The following is a 16,993-nucleotide window of genomic DNA, read 5'->3' on the forward strand; positions in this document are numbered from 1 at the left end:
GAAACAAAACATTGAATTATTTTAAGATAAGATAAACCTGATCTCTTTTCTCTCCAGTAGTTTTTGAGTACTGAATACCTTTTGAAAGAGAAACTTCTGAATTTTTATTGGATAGATCTTGAACAACACTTCCAAGGTCAACTCTTTGCCCTTTTCTAATTTGAATTGTCGTTACAAGATTCGTTTTCTTTGTACCAAGATTAATACTTACCTCAGTCACTCGTCCTCGAACGCTACAAGAGATTGCGATTAGGGTATCATTTACGAAGAGTTGAGCGAGTTTCCCCTCAACAACTCTAATACTACTGGTCGACTTGCCACTATAGCTAGAGTCTCTATCTCTAACGTCATTTCTAGAGCCTACCTTCAAGCCTCGAGTTTTCTTATCTCCACTCCTAAGAGTTTCAACTTCAAATTGACATTCATTCTTAGAAATCGTGTTGTCTCCTCTGGTAGTAAACTTATAGTTCATACTCAGAAACTTTTGAAACAATCCGACTCGTTTCTCCTCAACCCCTACGGTTAAGCAATGAAGGGAGTTATTGATATTAATAATATCTCCATCAAGTTTAATTTGATTTAAATATCTCTTAACTTCAGTGAGGGAGGTACTTCTTGGGAAACAATACTGCCTTAGCTCAACGGCAAAGAGTTTGCTTTGAGCTAAGAACAAAATAGAGATGAATAATAAATTACTCTTTTTCACTTAGATGAGAATCACCAGTTTGGCTTTCAAAGAACTTCTCAGCGGAATCAAATTCGCAGAAGTCTAGCGACGACTGGAAGTTAAACCCAGTAGGAACTTTGCCACCTTCTTTTTCAATTCTCTCACAAGTACAAGCAAGGTTCTTCATGAAATCAAAGAACTTTGTACTAGTCTCAGAACTCATGAGGTGCTCCATAAGGCACGAGTCGCGCTCAGCAGTATCTTCACTTACTCCAACAAAGTCTTTTAAGAAGTAGTATAGAAGAGTTCTTGAAGAAAGAATTCTATGAACTTCATCGTGACCCTTGTCTGTTAGGATTAAAAACTTACAGTCTTCTTCCTCTTCGACAAAGCCTTTCTTCTTCAAGTTATTAAGGGCCGTAGATACACTTCCCTTTGTTAGACCGAGATCTTTTGCAATATCAGTAACTCTAGCAAAACCTCTACTCTCCTTTAACTTATGGATCGTTAAAAGGTAGTGGGCCATTGAGTGTGATAATTCTATTTCATGTGTTTTTGCTGTCATACTATACCTTGTACCAAATTCTCTCGATGGGATCAAACGTCAACTTTTCTTTGCACCTAGGCAAAACTATAACACCCCTATACCCCATTGTTAAGTTCCCGATATTAAACATTTTACATAAGGGGTGAGATTTTCCCATAGGCCCAATTTCCCACCCATGATAAAATGATAAGGTATTGAAATAAGGATATTCAGATGAAGCGTAAGCTCTTAATAACATTACTCACAATGACACTATCTCTCCAAATTGGGGCCCAAGCTGTCATGGATACGAAGTATGGACCTGACCATGATCCGTCTAACTTAACTGATCAAGATAAGGATCTTTCTGAGAATTTTGTTCACGATCAAAGAGTCCAGAGAATTTATGAAGAAGAGTGTACTGCCGACTCTGATACTGAAGATGCTTGTCTAGGAAATAAGGCCGACCCAAAGTTTATGGGAATGAAGTCTTCAATGGTAAGCGCTCTCTCGAAAGCTTACGTCATGATCATGGGGACAGCCGGCGGTGAATTGAGTACCACCAAGAGTGAGTGGGCCAAGTCATCAGCAGAAAAAGCCAAAGAAGCCGAAGCTGCAAGTAGTGGAGATGCGAATAACTCTGGAAACAATAATGCTAACGGGGAAAAGGACGAGCAAAAGGATTACTGTAAGTATATCCCAATGGCCACAGAGGCAATTGGGATGTTTAATACGACTTCTGATCAACAAACCCTAAGCAGTTTACCTAGTAAAGAAGATACTCAACAAAGGGATTCTCTTCTAAAGGCCGCTGCCAATCATGATAGCCGCGCCAAAACAGCAAAAATTCAAACAACGGGATGGGGAGCCGGAACAGCCTGCTATGTGGGAATGCTCTCTCTATCAAGTGCATCTTGGGGAAGTACAAGTAACTTAATGAAACTTGGTGCCTCAACACTTTTAACAAAGTTCTATTATGATCAAATTGGTGCTCATGAAGACTATGCTGAAAAAACAAGGGCCATTGCCAATAAACTACCAGGCAAGGGCGACTGTAATCCAATTACAGAGAGAGAGTGTTTCTGTGAAGAGGAAACCTCAAAGAAGAGACCTGACTACGCTCAGTATTGTGTTCCACAAATAAATGGTAAACCTATTGCCTATACTTCTGAGATCGTCACTTGTGTAGATAATCAATTAAAAGAAGACCCTGATTGTAAATGTGCTCAAACCAATACATGTATTGATGAGAAAGTTATGACGACTATTACAGGGTTTAATGGTCAGAGTTTTCTTTCTTCACCTGCACTAAGTGACTTTAGCTCTCTTTCAAAAGGAGAGCTCACAGGGAAGAACTTAAGCTCAACACAGACTAATCTTAATAATGCTCTCGCAAAGCTTAGAGAGCTTGATAGTAAAGTTGAACTAGAGCCCAATACAATTCTATCTCCTGCTCAAAAATCAGAGGCTAAGTTTCTTCAAGAGATGGGACTGCCTGCAAATTTAGCAACCAAGGTAGCAACAACTTCAGTTTCACCTGAAGCAAAAAAGAATATGGCAAAGTTTAATGGAAACTTTAACAACAGCAGAAGAAATTATTCCAACTCTAATAGAAAGAAGAAGAGCAACGTTCTAACTTTTTCCGGCGGCGATGGAATTAACTCTAACCAAAGAAAGGCAACGACAAAGAAGCCTGACTTTCTCTCTCGCTTTGGTCTAAAAAAGAAAAAGAAGAAAAATAATCAAGCCGTTTTAAAATTTGCAGAGCAAGCAGAGAAACAGGCACAGATATCTAAGAATAGTGATAGAAAGATTTTTGATATTATCTCTAGAAGATACCAAGTCTCAGGATGGAGACGCTTAGAATATATTAAATAGGACACTGTTTTCATGGAAGAAGTTTACGAGAGAAAAGAATTCTCCCCCATTCTCCTCTTCGATAGTGAATGCCCACTATGCGAGAGATTTGCGAACTCAATTGCAAGAATGGAGTCTACGGAACATATAAAGCTCGAGCCTCTCTCCAATTCGAATCTCTATCAAGACTTCCCTATTTTAAATTATGAACAATGCAAGAAAGAAGTTCACTTACTTCTTAGTAAGGACCAGGTTCTAAAGGGTGCTAAGGTTATCGAGTACTTGATCACTCTAAATCCTAAAGTCAAAAAAATCTCTTGGCTTATTCAGTCTAACGCGGGTCAAAAAGCACTTGATATTTTCTATAAATCCTCAAATCTCTACCGCGAGTCATTGCTAAATAGATGCCCAAAATGTAAGAATAATTAAAAGATTTTTAATTAGCTGGAGTTCATTTTGCTGCCATTTGAGAAAACACTCATCATTATTCCTACATATAACGAAATTGATAATATCGAGAGAATGATTACAACTCTCTTTTCGCTTCACCAAGGTGTGCACCTACTCATTATTGAAGACGGTTCACCAGACGGAACAGCAGATGTAGTGAAAAAGTATCAAGAGCAGTACCCAGAGCAGTTACACATGATCCAAAGAACAGGGAAGCTTGGACTTGGAACGGCCTATGTCACAGGGTTTAAATGGGCCCTTGAAAGAAAGTATGAATTTGTTTTCGAAATGGATTGTGACTTCTCTCATGACCCTGCTCAGGTACCAGATCTTCTAGAGGCCGCTCAGTCAAATGACTTAGTTATCGGTTCAAGATATATCGACGGAATCAGAATTATCAACTGGCCATTTAGAAGACTACTCCTCTCTTACTTAGCTTCTATCTACACTCGCTTTGTTACAAATATTCCAGTCTACGATACGACTGGCGGATTTAAGTGCTTTACAAGAAAGGCCCTTGAGTCATTGAACTTAGATAAGATCATTTCTAAGGGTTACATTTTCCAATTGGAATTGAATTATAAAGTTTGGTCAAAGGGATTAAGAGTTAAAGAAGTTCCGATTATTTTTTATGAGAGAAGAGATGGTCAATCTAAGATGGCCGGTGGAATAATCTTTGAAGCTCTCTTCTCAGTTCTACGCCTCAGAGTTCACAAGATCTTAGGTAAATTATAAAAGTAGAAACTGGGACTTACCCAGTTTATCTACCTTCAATATTTTGATCCCAGACTATATTAATTAGCACGGGATCAAATCCTTCTTTTAAGATTTCATCTTTAAAATCAGTTATTGAAGGAAAGTACTTCCTAAATGATAAATCCCAAAGATCTTTAAAACTTATTTCCACATTTTCATTATCATTATTTAAATCAATAAGATCCCAAAGAAATGAATACACTCTCCACTCATTGGTTGGACCAGTACAAACATCACCTGGAACATGTTCAATCTCTAGAGGAGCTCTTCTAGGAACCATATACTCAAACTTGGCCATAGGATCATTTAAATCGACAGAGACCCATGCAGAGAAGAAGCTGGCCCAGCCTTCACTCAGCGCTAACTCTTTAGAGTAGCACTCATCAATTCTATGACTTCCCCCTGCGCTTCGACCGATTCGGGCATGAGAATAGATAGCATGGCCTATTTCGTGACCTACAACGTCCCATTGGTAGCCCTTTGTCACATTTACAGTTCCGTTATAATAATCTCCTCCACTAGGAAATTTTATTTTAATTTTACTCGTAAGAAATTCATCACGTTTAATATCTTTTAAGTTCTTAGAAATCCTATAAGCTATATTTCTAATTTTAAAATATTCTCCGGCTGGCGAATCATAGTTAAAGATGAGCTTATAATCTTTAGAGCAGTCGGCTTCGAACTCAAGCTCGTACTCTCTATTCCAATCGCCTACGATCTTAAATTTATCGAGATCAAGATCTATCTTTACTAAGTTTTTTGATTGAGAAAGGCACTCTTCCTTGCTTGGAACAGTATATTTAAAATTTAAAACATCTTCCCTAATATTATTCTTTAAAATAACAGCAGTTATCTGGGAGTCAGATCCTCTTGAGTTAGTAATCTCTATAGAGTCTGGCTTGAGTCTACGATCAATCTTATTTAAGTAATTAGGTGCAGAGGATAAATCGCTCTCGTGTGCATGGATATTAAATGTGAAAATAAGTGCAGTTAATAGAAATGCATATTTCATGTTCCGTCCTAAATTTAAAGTTCTAACCTAGATGGTATCTTTTAATTTAGAGACGTGTCATGACACAAAAAATCACGAGGATTTTAATCAACTACCTATCGAAAGTCTTTCTTGAAAAGATCTCTCTATTGAAAGGAACAAATGTCATTAAGACAAATATCCATACTCCACCAAACTCAAGAACTTCTCCCTTCTTACCACCCTGAATAAATTCAGTAAGGGCAACAAGAACAAGATAAGCAATTATGTGAAAGTACTTTGGAAGCGGCATTGCCATAGAGTCGACAATGGCCTTAACCTTTTCAACTTTTCTATAGAGAAATGGAAGTATAAGAAAGTAGAATCCAATTAAGATTCCAAGAATAGTTCCAAAGATAAGTTTATTAATCTTTGTTCCGCCAACAATGAGATTATGTAAGTTAGTTTCCCCTTGAGAGTTATGAGTTAAAAAGAAATCCGAGGATTGAATATTAAAGATTCTTTGTCCCCACGAAATCTCTTCTCCTGCTCCAAAAAAGAATAGGCAACCAAGTATAAAAGTACAAAAGAGAAAGAGCTTCCCTCTAAATGGCCTTAGGATTGATATTCTGTAAAAGCATAGAAAACTTCCTGTTAACAATCCGATAACTGTTAACCACTCTACAAAACCATCTTCTCTGGCAAATGTTCCCTCATACCAAGTTACATCAATATGAGATCCGATAACGCCAACTAAAGCGACAATTAAAGCAAAAATATAAGCGACTCTCTCAGCAGTAAACATTATACATCTTCTCCAATATCATTAAACATTGCGACTCTATCAGTGTGTCGCCCTTCTTGAAACTCAGCTCCAAGCCATGCCTTAGTGATACTTTTAATTTCATCCATTGTATTTATTCTAGCACCAACACAAAGTATATTTGCATTATTGTGCTCGATTGAAAGTATTGCATCTTTCTCTGTTCTACAAAGAGCCGCTCTAGCTCCTTTGTAGCGATTCGCAACCATTGAAACACCAATCCCTGAGCCACATAGAAGAATACCTTTTACGCCATCTCTCACTACACCTTTAGCCAGTGCACTAGCGTAATCAGGATAGTCACAACGTGAGTTCTCATGAGTTCCTACATCATCAATTTGATGACCTAAGTCTGTTAAGAATTTCTTTAAGATTTCTTTTTCTTCAAATGCTGCATGGTCGCAGCCAATATAGATTTTCATGAATTCATTCCGAGGCTTGAATATGATGTTCTAAAAAACATGACCTACTTTAAAGTAGGCCATGTCACTATCAATTAGTATCTGTAGTGGTTTGGCTTATAAGGTCCTTCAACAGGAACTGATAAGTAAGCCGCTTGATCTTTAGAAAGAGTATCAAGTCTTACACCAATTCTTTCAAGGTGAAGTCTTGCAACTTTCTCATCAAGGTGCTTAGGAAGCATGTAAACTTTGTTTTCATACTTATCAGAGTTATCCCATAACTCCATTTGCGCCATAACTTGGTTTGTAAATGAGTTAGACATAACAAATGATGGGTGCCCAGTTGCACAACCTAAGTTCACAAGTCTACCTTCAGCAAGAAGAATTAATCTTCTTCCGTCTTTGCTAATATACTGATCAACTTGTGGCTTAATATTTACTTTGTCGTAGTTTTTGTTCAGGTGAGCTACATCAATTTCGTTATCGAAGTGACCGATATTTGAAATAATAGCATTGTCCTTCATCATATCCATGTGACGAGCAGCGATTACATCGTAACAACCAGTTGTTGTAACAAAGATGTCTCCGATTTTAGCAGCATCATCCATTGGCATTACTTCAAATCCTTCCATTGCAGCTTGAAGTGCACAGATTGGATCAATTTCAGTAACGATAACACGTCCACCTAATCCCTTAAGAGATTGAGCTGAACCTTTTCCAACATCACCGTAACCAGCAACAACACAAACTTTTCCAGCGATCATTACATCTGTCGCTCTCTTGATTCCGTCTACAAGTGACTCTCTACATCCGTAAAGATTATCAAACTTAGACTTAGTTACTGAATCGTTAATATTAATTGCAGGCATTTTAAGTGTTCCCTTTTCAACTCTTTCATAAAGTCTGTGAACACCTGTAGTCGTTTCTTCAGAAAGACCTTTAATTCCTTCGATTAGCTCTGGGAATTTGTCATGAACCATATTCGTTAAATCACCACCGTCATCAAGAATCATATTAAGTGCAGAACCGTCGGCCCACTTAAGAGTCTTCTCAATACACCAGTCAAACTCTTCTTCTGTAAGACCTTTCCATGCGAAAACAGGAATTCCAGCAGCGGCCATAGCAGCAGCAGCGTGATCTTGAGTAGAGAAAATATTACAAGAAGACCATCTTACTTCAGCACCTAGAGCAACAAGTGTCTCCATAAGTACTGCAGTTTGAATTGTCATGTGAAGACAACCAGCAATCTTAGCACCTTTTAGTGGCTGAGACGGTCCAAACTCTTCTCTAAGTGCCATTAGACCTGGCATTTCAGATTCAGCGATTGTAATTTCCTTACGTCCCCAGTCCGCAAGTGAGATATCTTTTACTTTGTAGTCAGTAAATTCCATTTAATCCTCCAAGATTTATTGTAAAAATCCCCAGTAATATAACACTTACAACCCCATAGGAGCAAGAAACCTTTACCCAAGTCGTTGACCTAAGGGCTTAAAAAAGCTAAAAATCAGCATATTTTCAGAGGACACAACGCAACAAGGGCCTTTTGTGGGTGATTACACAAAACTGAGCAAAGAAGACGCTCAGAATATTATTGATTTATACGATTTAGGGAAAATTGATGAGCTCAGCTCTCTTTCGCTCGGTATTTCAAATTCCAATTACAAAGTTGAGATTGCACAGAGCACTTACCTCCTAAAAGTTTCAAACGATAAAGGATATGATCACCTAAAAGAAGAACAAGATATTCTCACTCTTCTAAGTGAATCTGGTTTCAAGTTTTCACTTAGACCTTTCACGACGACTAAAGGTGAAAATGTTTATACTTATGACGAATACTTCGGGGTCATCTTTCCTTTCATTGAAGGAATTGCCCCTGGACCGTGTGATCAAACTTGCCTTGAAATAGGAAAGGGCCTAGCAACTCTTCACCGCCTCGATTGCGATAGTGAAAAAGTTCGCTCCCACCAAAGTGTCGGCTTTGGTCCAGCAGAGATTATCGAATACCTCGATAGCCCAAAATGCCCAGATGACTTCAATGAGATGGTGAATTACTTCTTTCCCGATAAGCTTGCTAGCTTCATTGAGCTTCCTCTTGAGAAGGGTATTATTCACGGGGACCTCTACTACGACAATACACTCTTTGATGAAAATCACCTTGCAGTGATATTAGATTTTGAACAGGCCGGTGTTGGTGAATACCTAATCGACTTAGGCATTTCGATCTCGGGAACTTGTCTTGAGAAAGGAAGAATTAATACTTCTCTCATTAAGTCCTACTTAGAAGGCTATGAAGAAGTAAGACCATTAAGTATTTTTGAAAAAGAAAATTTAGATAAGGCCATAGTAATTGGATTTCTCTCAATCGCTCTATGGAGAATAAAGCGATTTAAAGAAGGAAGTTTAAATCCACTTATGGCCAATAGTTACCAAGAACTTTTAAACAAAGCGAAAGTTTATTGGGATGACAGGAATAATAATGAATAAGAAAAGAACAAGAGAAAAAGTTAGTGAATCAGAGAGGCTTAGTTGGTACTTCGCCTCGTGCCCAGGTGGATTAGAAGAGCTTCTCCTAGAAGAAATTAAGAAATTTGACGGAGAAGACTTTCAACAATTTACAGGAGGTATACGCTTTAAAGCAAAGCAGTGGAACGTCATTGAGTTAATCATTAATTCAAGACTGGCCAGTAGAGTTTACCTTGAAGTTCATCAGTATAAATTTGAAAAAGATAGCGACCACTATGCGCTTGCAAAAGATAAGTGGTGGCACCACCTCTTTTCAGTTAATCAAACTTTTAAAATTTCTACACTCTTTGATAGAGATGCAAATAAGTTTTTTAATAACTCGATGGTTATGTCGCTTAGACTTAAAGATGCCATTGTAGATAGCTTCCGCCAAAATGTTGGTCCAAGACCAAATATCTCTAAAGATGCTCCTGATATTTCTTTTCTGCAAAGAATTGAAGGAATAAAAGGACAGAAGGGATGGTTTAATAGAATTTATCTAGACCTTTGTGGGAGTCCTCTTAGTCACAGGGGCTATAGACCTCATGGTCACGAAGCTCCTATGAGAGAGAATCTTGCTTCGGCCATCATTCAATCAACAGATTGGAATAAAGATGAAGATATTTTCATGGACCCTATGTGTGGATCGGGAACAATTATTATAGAAGCTCTCTATCTAGCAGCGAATCTTCCGGGAGCGTGGATTAAACTTCTTCCTATTGTTAAGAAGTCTCAAGTCTTCGCATTCCAAGATCACCTTTGGTATAAGAGAGAGGATCATCAAGAGCGCCTAGAAGAATATGCTATGGATCTTCTTAAAAAAGGAGAGGAGAGCATTAATCAACTACCAGGTGGTCAGTTCTTTGGTAGTGACATCTCAAATAAGGCCCTCAGTGTTTTTAGAAAGTCCATGAGACTTGCAAACTTTCCAGAAGACCTAGTTGAAATTCACAATGCCGATGCACTTGAACTTAAGCCATTTGATGAAGCTCCAGGGATTGTTATCACAAACCCTCCATACGGAGAGAGACTGGCCCAAGAAGAAGACCTGCCTGCTTTTTACCATGACCTCGGTGAGAACTTTAAAGCTAATTACAAAGGTTTTCGCTGTTATGTTTTAACTAGTGATCAAGAGTACCGCAAGGCCATCTCACTTCAAACTTCAATGAGAAAGCCTTTCTTTAACGGTGGTATTGAGTGTCGACTTCTAAAGTACGACATTAGATAAAATTATCCTCCAAACCTATCGACTAACTTCATCGCTAGGTTTGGATTTGAATATTTCATAAGCGCATTCACATTAACAACTTTATCTGTATGCTTATCTGACTTTGAGAAAAAGTATGGTGAGATATCAACATCTTTTAAAAAGATAGTATGCCCTTTTCCAGAGAATTTTCTCTTAATGAACTCAGAGTCTAGGAAGCAAACTTCTCTAATCATAAAATTCTTCGCCACATAAATGATGACACAGAATTCACTAAGCTCAACTAGACTCTTTCTAACTTTTACACCTTTTGGTGAAGAGTGATCACCCCAGTGAACTTTAACTTCTACTCTCTTTTTATCTAAGTAGAAATCAAACCCTCTTTGAGACGTAGACTTCTTTTGATGTAATCCAAAAATGCACTTTGAATACCACTCACCCAATTGGACAGGCAGCTTCTTTCCATTCACCAGGATTTGCTGCTCAGTAAGAATTCTATAACACTTATTAACTGTCTCAACAGCATCGAGAATAGACTTATTATCTGGTAGACCAAGAATTGATATATCCTTTCCTTGGCCTCTTTTTAGTTTTTTTGAGAATTGCTTTTCATACCAACTTGAAAAATTCTCCAATTCAAATAACTCAAGAGAATCACAGACAAAGCCTTGCTTTAAAAGTGCGCCCACTCCACCTAATCCATCGAGCTTTTTCTGAACATATTTAAGTGGTGCAAAACTTGACGAGTTTTCTCCCCTTAAGAAGAATTCGTCTTTGTCATAATCGGAGCTACCATGAGTCGTTTCATTGAATTGCTCAATTATTTTTAATATTTCCGAAGAGTTCATATATTCCTAATTCTAAAATTCACTAATGATAGTAACACTAATTCGCTTAAAGCTCTAGCGCCATCAAATCGTTTTCAAAATTGAGAACACTATTTCCAATACCGATATTTTTAACTAACTGATACTGGCAGAAGATCTTAAAGTCGACAATTTTAGACTGGTAATACTTCTTCTCTTCTTCACTACAACCTGCTCTCATTTTCTTTTTAGCAATACAAGCGTGCTCAAGTAGTAACCAAGCAACAACGAGGTTTCCGCAGTAGTCCAAGAAGTCTGTAGCGTGAGAAAGTATTCCATTATGATTTTTCTTGGCCGCCATTTCCGAGAACTTTGCCAAAACTTTTTCAGACATCTCCATCGATTTTCCAATCATTGAGTTCTCATGCTCAAATTCTTTCGCTTCATCACTTGCCATGATTGCTTGAATTTTCTTACCGACCGCAAAGAAAGTTTGAGCCTTATCCTTTAAAATCTTACGAGTTACAAAGTCAATCGCTTGAATTCCATTTGTTCCCTCATAAATACTCGCAATTTTTGTATCTCTAATAAATTGCTCGACTCCATACTCTGTACAGAATCCATAACCACCGTGTACCTGTACGGCATCAACTGAAACATTGAAACCTTGATCCGAACAATAGGCCTTACAAATCGGAGTTAAAAGAGCGATCTCTTTGGCAGCAACTTCATCTCCCTTCGCTTCTTTATCAAAGAGATTTCCTGTATAAATCGTAAGAGCTCTCATTCCTCTAGAAAGTGCTCTCATTCTTAGAAGAAGTCTTCTCACATCTGGAAGGTTACAAATTTCAACGCCAAATTGTGCTCTCTCTTTCGCGTATTGCTCAGTAAGCATATAGGCTAAATTGGCCTGAGCCTCTCCCTGTAATCCACAGAGAAGTCTCGCCTCATTCATCATAATGAACATATTGGCCATTCCTTCAAACTCCTCACCAATAAGCTCACCTACACACTCTCCATTTTCACCAAAAGTAAGCTCGCAAGTGGCAGAGCCGTGAATCCCCATCTTCTCTTCTATTTTTGTACAAACAACATTATTGGATTCACCAGTTTCAGTATTAAATCTTGGAACAATAAAGAGTGAGAGCCCTTTTGTTCCCTCTGCTGCACCTGGTGTTTTCGCTAGCACAAGGTGAATATTATTTTCGTAGAGATCACTTTCTCCTGATGAAATAAAGATTTTCACACCACTAATAGCATACTTTCCGTTATCCAGTGGTTTGGCAGTAGACTTACATGCTCCAACATCAGAACCAGCTCCTGGCTCAGTCAGACACATTGTTCCTCCCCACTCTCCACTCATCATTTTAGGAATAAAGAAATCTTTTTGCTCTTTTGAGCCTACTTGATGAATCACATTCATCGCACCACGAGTCAGTCCATAGTACATAGAGAATGAAACATTCGCTCCAATAGCAATTGAGTTACAGGCAATAGAAACACCATGAGGAGCAGGCATTCCTCCAATATCTTCAGGGTAGCCAAGAGCGTACCATCCATTTTCATAGAATTGCTTATGAGGTCCATGGAAACATGAAGGAACGATAACCTTTCCATCTACTAGCTTTACACCTTCTTCATCACCGGCCATTCGAGTTGGATAGATTTCATTTTCTGTGAACTTATTAAATTGTTCTACAATATCTTTAAGTTCATCATCTCCATAGTCCGGAGCATGCTCTCCAACATTATTCACATCAAAGAGGTTGAAATAAATGTCTGCTAAGTCTGTTTTGAAATTTGCCATAAAATAATCCTTTTAAAATAAATACTAGATTATTATAAGGCCTTTTGAATTTTCGTGGCAGTGGGAAACTAAAGAAAAAAAGGAGAGCATTTCGCTCTCCTTATTATTATCTGTATACTCTTACAGGATTATTAATCAACGATTTTGTTAGGTCAATTTCATACCAATAGTTATTATACCTAAACCTAAAGTGCTTTGAATAAGTATTGTTATTACAAGCTTGTGGGTAGTAATAACAATTCAAATCAATATTGCTCGTACCAGAACTTGATGATGTTGATACACTAACAAAACTATACCCATTTGATTTCTCAGCACGTGACGCATTAGAAATAATTCTAAGTAATCCGTCTCGTAGAGAACTTAAAGTATTACCAAATTGATCATCACTATCTGGGGCAGCATATGTAATGCCATTTGAAGTGAAGTTTCTATAAACTGTTTGCCCGTCTGAATCTAAGAAACGCCAGTAGTAATTATTCACCTGAGATTGACTACGATCAATTTGATCTTGCATACAGTCTTCGTATCCCCAGCAGAAATCGAAATCAAATCCGCCACCTGAAGTTACGTTTTTTGGAAAAGAGTAAAGTCCAGGTTCACTAGATTGCTCAAACATATAGTTTGAAACTTCTGTATAAAACTCCGATGCTGTTCTTGCGCCGTTCCCAGTTCCCGAAGTTACTACAGATGGAGTGTTAACCACAGTAGTACTTCCTGAGTTTGCTTCGTTCTTGTCGCTACCACAGGACGTAACGCCAAAGGCGATCGTTGCGGCTACCAATAAATGGAATGCTGTTTTAAATTTCATCTCTCACACCTCCGAAAGTGTATTTTCCCTATACAATTTAAAATAGTTCAATATTTATAAAGCAAATAGAATGCCAAGTTTGCAGACCATCAAACAGGAACTTAGAGATTGCCTAATAGGTATATATTTAAACACTGTCTAAAATTTAGTCATTTTACGTCTAGATATATGAAGAATTTAGTCACTTTTTTAGGCCTTACCATTAGCTCGTAATAAGGTAAAATTAGCTAAATTTCAAATGGAGTAAAGCTTGAAATCAATTAAGAATATTAGCGACCGCGCACTTTTAGTCATTTTAGATGGCTATGGTTTAAACGATTCAGACCTAAAGAATGCAGTTAAACATGCCAACACTCCCAACTTGGCCAATCTCTTTAAGCACTATCCTTTCACAAAGATTGAAGCAGGAGGGGTTAAAGTTGGTCTACCCAAGGGTGTTACTGGTAACTCTGAAGTTGGTCATATGAACCTTGGTGCGGGAAGACCTGTTAGACAGGATCTTGTTCGAATTAATGAAGCTATCGACAATGGAACATTCTCTACTCTTCCGATGATGAATGCACTAAAGGAAGCTGCAAGAAAGGGATCTAAGAGAGTTCATCTTATGGGTCTTCTTTCGGATGGAGGGGTTCATTCTCATATTGACCATATAAAGGAAGCCGTTAAAGCGCTTAACCTCGAGGGTGATTTAGAAGTTTTCTTCCATGCTTTTATGGATGGAAGAGATACGGCCAGAGACGTTGGTCATAAGTATGTCAAAGAAATGGACCAGGTAGAGGGAGTGAAGTTTGCTTCTATGCAAGGTCGCTCAATTAGCATGGACAGAGACAGAAGGTGGGAAAAAATTAAACTTGCCTATGACACCTTCACAGGAAAGGGCAATATTTCTACAAAGTCTCCGCTAGAATATCTTCAGGAAGAATATAAGAAAGAAATCTATGACGAATTTATCACTCCTACTCTTTTCGCAAAGGAGATGGCGATGAAAGAAGGCGATAGTGTCTTCTTCATTAACTTTAGACCAGATAGGGCCATTCAATTGTCACTCTGTTTTAATGATCCTGATTTTAATGAGTTTGAAAGAGAATTTAAGCCGAACTTCTTTCTATGTATGACTCCTTATATTCCTGATGAAGTAGAATTGCCTATTCTCTTTGATAAGGAGCGACTGGCAGGAGTTATGTCAGAATATGTCTCTAGCCTAGGAATCAAACAATTCAAAATTGCAGAGACAGAGAAGTATGCCCATGTGACATTCTTTTTTAATGGAGGAAGAAAAGAGCCTTTTGAAAATGAAGAGCACTTTTTAATTCCTTCACCTAAAGAAGTTTCAACTTATGATCAAAAGCCTGAAATGAGTGCTTACCTTGTAACAGAGAAGCTCTTAGAGAAGCTTGATGATGACGAAATTAAATTCTCTCTCGTAAATTTTGCCAATTCAGACATGGTTGGTCATACAGGAAACTTTGAGGCTGCCGTTAAAGCACTAGAGGCCCTTGATCAATGTGTCGCGAAGTTAGTTGAAAAGTGTAGAGAAAAAGGGGTGGCACTTCTGCTTACTGCCGATCATGGCAATAGTGACCAGATGGTCTATGAAGACGGCACACCTCATACTTCTCACACAAATTCACTTGTTCCTTTTTGCGTCTTTCATAGAGAGTTAGAAGATTGTGACTTTGAAGTAAACGGTGAAGGCCATGCCCTAATGGATGTGTCCCCTACTGTTTTAAGTATTCTCAATATTGAATCACCTGATTCGTTTACTGGTAAATCCATTTTTAAGTAAGGAAAGAAGATGTCTGAAATAAAAAGAATTGGCCTTTTATGTAGTGGTGGGGATAGTCCAGGTATGAACTGCGCTATTCGTTCAGTAGTGAGATCGGCGATCAATGCAAATCTTGAAGTTTATGGAATTCAAAGAGGATTCTCCGGACTGCTTGAAGGAAATATAAAAGAGCTCGATGTTTCTAGTGTTGGGAATATTATCCAGCATGGGGGAACTATTTTACAAACTTCTCGCTGCCCAGAGTTTCACGAAGCTGAGACAAGAAAAGAAGCTGCCCATATTTTAAAGAGAAAGAAGATAGATGCTCTTATTGTCATAGGAGGAAACGGTTCTTTTAACGGAGCTTACGCTCTTCATACAGAGCATGGCATTCCTATGGTGGGGATTCCAGGAACAATTGACAATGATATTTCTGGGACTGACTACTCTATTGGCTTTGATACCGCTGTTCAGACAGCTATCGATGCTGTAGATAAAATCCGCGATACGGCCTCTTCTCACGAGAGAACTTTCATTGTTGAAGTGATGGGAAGAAAGTCTGCCGCTATCGCACTTCACGTTGGTGTATGTACGGGTGCGGAAAATGTGGTTCTTCCAAGTGAGAATGTTAATGTTGAAGAGATTTCAAATGACATTAAAAGAGGAATAAAAAGAGGAAAGAACTCTTCAATTATTATTGTTGCCGAAGGTGAAAAAGAGGGGTTAAGCCATAGAATCCAAGAACAGCTAAAGGCCGACTTTGAACTCGACTCTCATGTTTGTATTCTTGGACATATTCAAAGAGGGGGTAACCCTTCTGGACAGGATCGCTTTATAGCTTCTGGCATGGGCTATCTGGCCATTGAAGAATTATTAAAGGGGAATAACTCTTTTGTCACGGCTTACAGAAATGGTCACGTTGTGGCAGCGCCTTTTGATGAATGTCTTGAAAAGAAATCTGAGTACTTACCTCAGTATATAAATCTAGTTAAGACCCTATCGATTTAGCGAGATCACTCTCCAGTGGAAGATGTACTATTTCCTCCACTGGAAGCCTCACTAGCCCTAAACACTCTTTCTGACCTTTTCCTGTTATTATTTTCCACACCTTTTCACATTTTACAGAGTTAAAATACTTCAAGTACTCACCATGAATTTGCAGCGGTCTCACAACACCATCTAAAGTGATTTCTCCGCCACATAAGCAATCATCCAACTTGGAAATTGGAAGCCCTTCGGCCAAAGACCAATAGAGAATTAATATAGGTAGCTCAAGCCACTTTAACTCATCCTTATCTAAGGGTGCTCCCGTCTCTTCTACACAAATTACATACCGCTTAAGGGGAATCTTTATTGATGAGATTCTGGTTAAGTAAATCATTTTCTCTTTCAATATCTTTGAGTTCTTGGCCCCCACTCTAAGCTCTAAACCAGGGATTCCTTTAGAGGCATAGGCAAAGATATTATATGTCTTATAGATATTCTTATTTATAGTTAGGGCCTTTATTTTTGATTCCATCTTCTCATCTCCATCTAAAACTCTATGAATGGATATAGACCATACAAGAAATTGTCTTGAACTGATGGAGTAAGTTATGGAAATAATGAGGTGTTATTAAGCGTAAAGAAGATAATTCCACAGAGT

17 protein-coding genes are annotated in these 16,993 nt (G+C 38.2%); 7 read left to right on the forward strand and 10 right to left on the reverse strand.

Features of this window, described 5'->3' with window-relative positions:
- Positions 1 to 16: 16 nt before the first annotated feature.
- Positions 17 to 706: a hypothetical protein gene (locus BMS_RS14425; RefSeq protein WP_014245559.1), complete on the reverse strand. Its 690-nt coding sequence runs from the start codon at positions 704 to 706 to the stop codon at positions 17 to 19.
- A complete protein-coding gene (locus BMS_RS17190) occupies positions 693 to 1,232 on the reverse strand; it encodes a metal-dependent transcriptional regulator (RefSeq protein WP_014245560.1) in 540 nt (179 codons plus the stop codon). Before BMS_RS17190 ends, BMS_RS14425 begins: the two co-directional genes overlap by 14 nt.
- Positions 1,233 to 1,427: 195 nt before the next feature.
- Between BMS_RS17190 and BMS_RS14440 the strand changes: the two genes are divergently transcribed.
- From BMS_RS14440 to BMS_RS14450, 3 genes are read left to right on the forward strand one after another with little or no spacing between them, the layout of a single operon-like run.
- A complete protein-coding gene (locus BMS_RS14440; protein WP_014245561.1) occupies positions 1,428 to 3,071 on the forward strand; it encodes a hypothetical protein in 1,644 nt (547 codons plus the stop codon).
- A gap of 12 nt (positions 3,072 to 3,083) precedes the next feature.
- Positions 3,084 to 3,479 (forward strand): thiol-disulfide oxidoreductase DCC family protein, encoded by a 396-nt coding sequence (locus tag BMS_RS14445; RefSeq protein WP_014245562.1) that lies wholly within the window; start codon positions 3,084 to 3,086, stop codon positions 3,477 to 3,479.
- Positions 3,480 to 3,506: 27 nt separating this feature from the next.
- A complete protein-coding gene (locus BMS_RS14450; protein ID WP_014245563.1) occupies positions 3,507 to 4,235 on the forward strand; it encodes a polyprenol monophosphomannose synthase in 729 nt (242 codons plus the stop codon).
- A 25-nt stretch (positions 4,236 to 4,260) separates the two neighbouring features.
- Here the strand turns inward: BMS_RS14450 and BMS_RS14455 are convergent, their stop codons facing one another.
- The 4 genes from BMS_RS14455 to ahcY all read right to left on the reverse strand — a co-directional run bounded on the left by BMS_RS14455 (position 4,261) and on the right by ahcY (position 7,841).
- Positions 4,261 to 5,268 (reverse strand): hypothetical protein, encoded by a 1,008-nt coding sequence (locus BMS_RS14455; protein WP_014245564.1) that lies wholly within the window; start codon positions 5,266 to 5,268, stop codon positions 4,261 to 4,263.
- A 91-nt stretch (positions 5,269 to 5,359) separates the two neighbouring features.
- Positions 5,360 to 6,031 (reverse strand): hypothetical protein, encoded by a 672-nt coding sequence (locus tag BMS_RS14460; RefSeq protein ID WP_014245565.1) that lies wholly within the window; start codon positions 6,029 to 6,031, stop codon positions 5,360 to 5,362.
- On the reverse strand, positions 6,031 to 6,471 hold the full coding sequence (gene rpiB, locus BMS_RS14465; protein WP_014245566.1) for a ribose 5-phosphate isomerase B: 441 nt from the start codon (positions 6,469 to 6,471) through the stop codon (positions 6,031 to 6,033). The genes BMS_RS14460 and rpiB overlap by 1 nt, the downstream gene beginning before the upstream one ends.
- A 74-nt stretch (positions 6,472 to 6,545) precedes the next feature.
- A complete protein-coding gene (gene ahcY / locus BMS_RS14470; protein WP_014245567.1) occupies positions 6,546 to 7,841 on the reverse strand; it encodes an adenosylhomocysteinase in 1,296 nt (431 codons plus the stop codon).
- 154 nt (positions 7,842 to 7,995) lie between these two features.
- Between ahcY and BMS_RS14475 the strand changes: the two genes are divergently transcribed.
- Entirely contained in the window at positions 7,996 to 8,934 is a 939-nt protein-coding gene (locus BMS_RS14475) for a phosphotransferase (RefSeq protein ID WP_014245568.1), read from the forward strand.
- Positions 8,927 to 10,180: a THUMP domain-containing class I SAM-dependent RNA methyltransferase gene (locus BMS_RS14480; protein ID WP_044557665.1), complete on the forward strand. Its 1,254-nt coding sequence runs from the start codon at positions 8,927 to 8,929 to the stop codon at positions 10,178 to 10,180. The genes BMS_RS14475 and BMS_RS14480 overlap by 8 nt, the downstream gene beginning before the upstream one ends.
- Before the next feature lie 2 nt (positions 10,181 to 10,182).
- On the opposite strand, the gene BMS_RS14485 is transcribed toward BMS_RS14480, so the two are convergent.
- The 3 genes from BMS_RS14485 to BMS_RS14495 all read right to left on the reverse strand — a co-directional run bounded on the left by BMS_RS14485 (position 10,183) and on the right by BMS_RS14495 (position 13,583).
- Positions 10,183 to 11,007 (reverse strand): hypothetical protein, encoded by an 825-nt coding sequence (locus BMS_RS14485; RefSeq protein ID WP_014245570.1) that lies wholly within the window; start codon positions 11,005 to 11,007, stop codon positions 10,183 to 10,185.
- 46 nt (positions 11,008 to 11,053) lie between these two features.
- Positions 11,054 to 12,772: an acyl-CoA dehydrogenase gene (locus tag BMS_RS14490; protein WP_014245571.1), complete on the reverse strand. Its 1,719-nt coding sequence runs from the start codon at positions 12,770 to 12,772 to the stop codon at positions 11,054 to 11,056.
- A 106-nt stretch (positions 12,773 to 12,878) separates the two neighbouring features.
- Positions 12,879 to 13,583, reverse strand: coding sequence for a hypothetical protein (locus tag BMS_RS14495; protein WP_014245572.1), 705 nt, complete (start codon positions 13,581 to 13,583; stop codon positions 12,879 to 12,881).
- A gap of 250 nt (positions 13,584 to 13,833) precedes the next feature.
- Here BMS_RS14495 and gpmI point away from each other — a divergent pair, with 250 nt between their 5' ends.
- Positions 13,834 to 15,369 carry a 2,3-bisphosphoglycerate-independent phosphoglycerate mutase gene (gene gpmI, locus BMS_RS14500; protein ID WP_014245573.1) on the forward strand — a complete coding sequence of 512 codons (1,536 nt, stop codon included), beginning with the start codon at positions 13,834 to 13,836 and terminating at the stop codon, positions 15,367 to 15,369.
- A 9-nt stretch (positions 15,370 to 15,378) separates the two neighbouring features.
- Positions 15,379 to 16,356 (forward strand): 6-phosphofructokinase, encoded by a 978-nt coding sequence (gene pfkA / locus BMS_RS14505; RefSeq protein WP_014245574.1) that lies wholly within the window; start codon positions 15,379 to 15,381, stop codon positions 16,354 to 16,356.
- Here pfkA and BMS_RS14510 read toward each other — a convergent pair.
- Positions 16,337 to 16,867 carry a hypothetical protein gene (locus tag BMS_RS14510; protein WP_014245575.1) on the reverse strand — a complete coding sequence of 177 codons (531 nt, stop codon included), beginning with the start codon at positions 16,865 to 16,867 and terminating at the stop codon, positions 16,337 to 16,339. The genes pfkA and BMS_RS14510 overlap by 20 nt on opposite strands.
- Positions 16,868 to 16,993: the final 126 nt, after the last annotated feature.

This window comes from Halobacteriovorax marinus SJ, assembly GCF_000210915.2.
Classification (GTDB): Bacteria; Bdellovibrionota; Bacteriovoracia; order Bacteriovoracales; family Bacteriovoracaceae; genus Halobacteriovorax; species Halobacteriovorax marinus.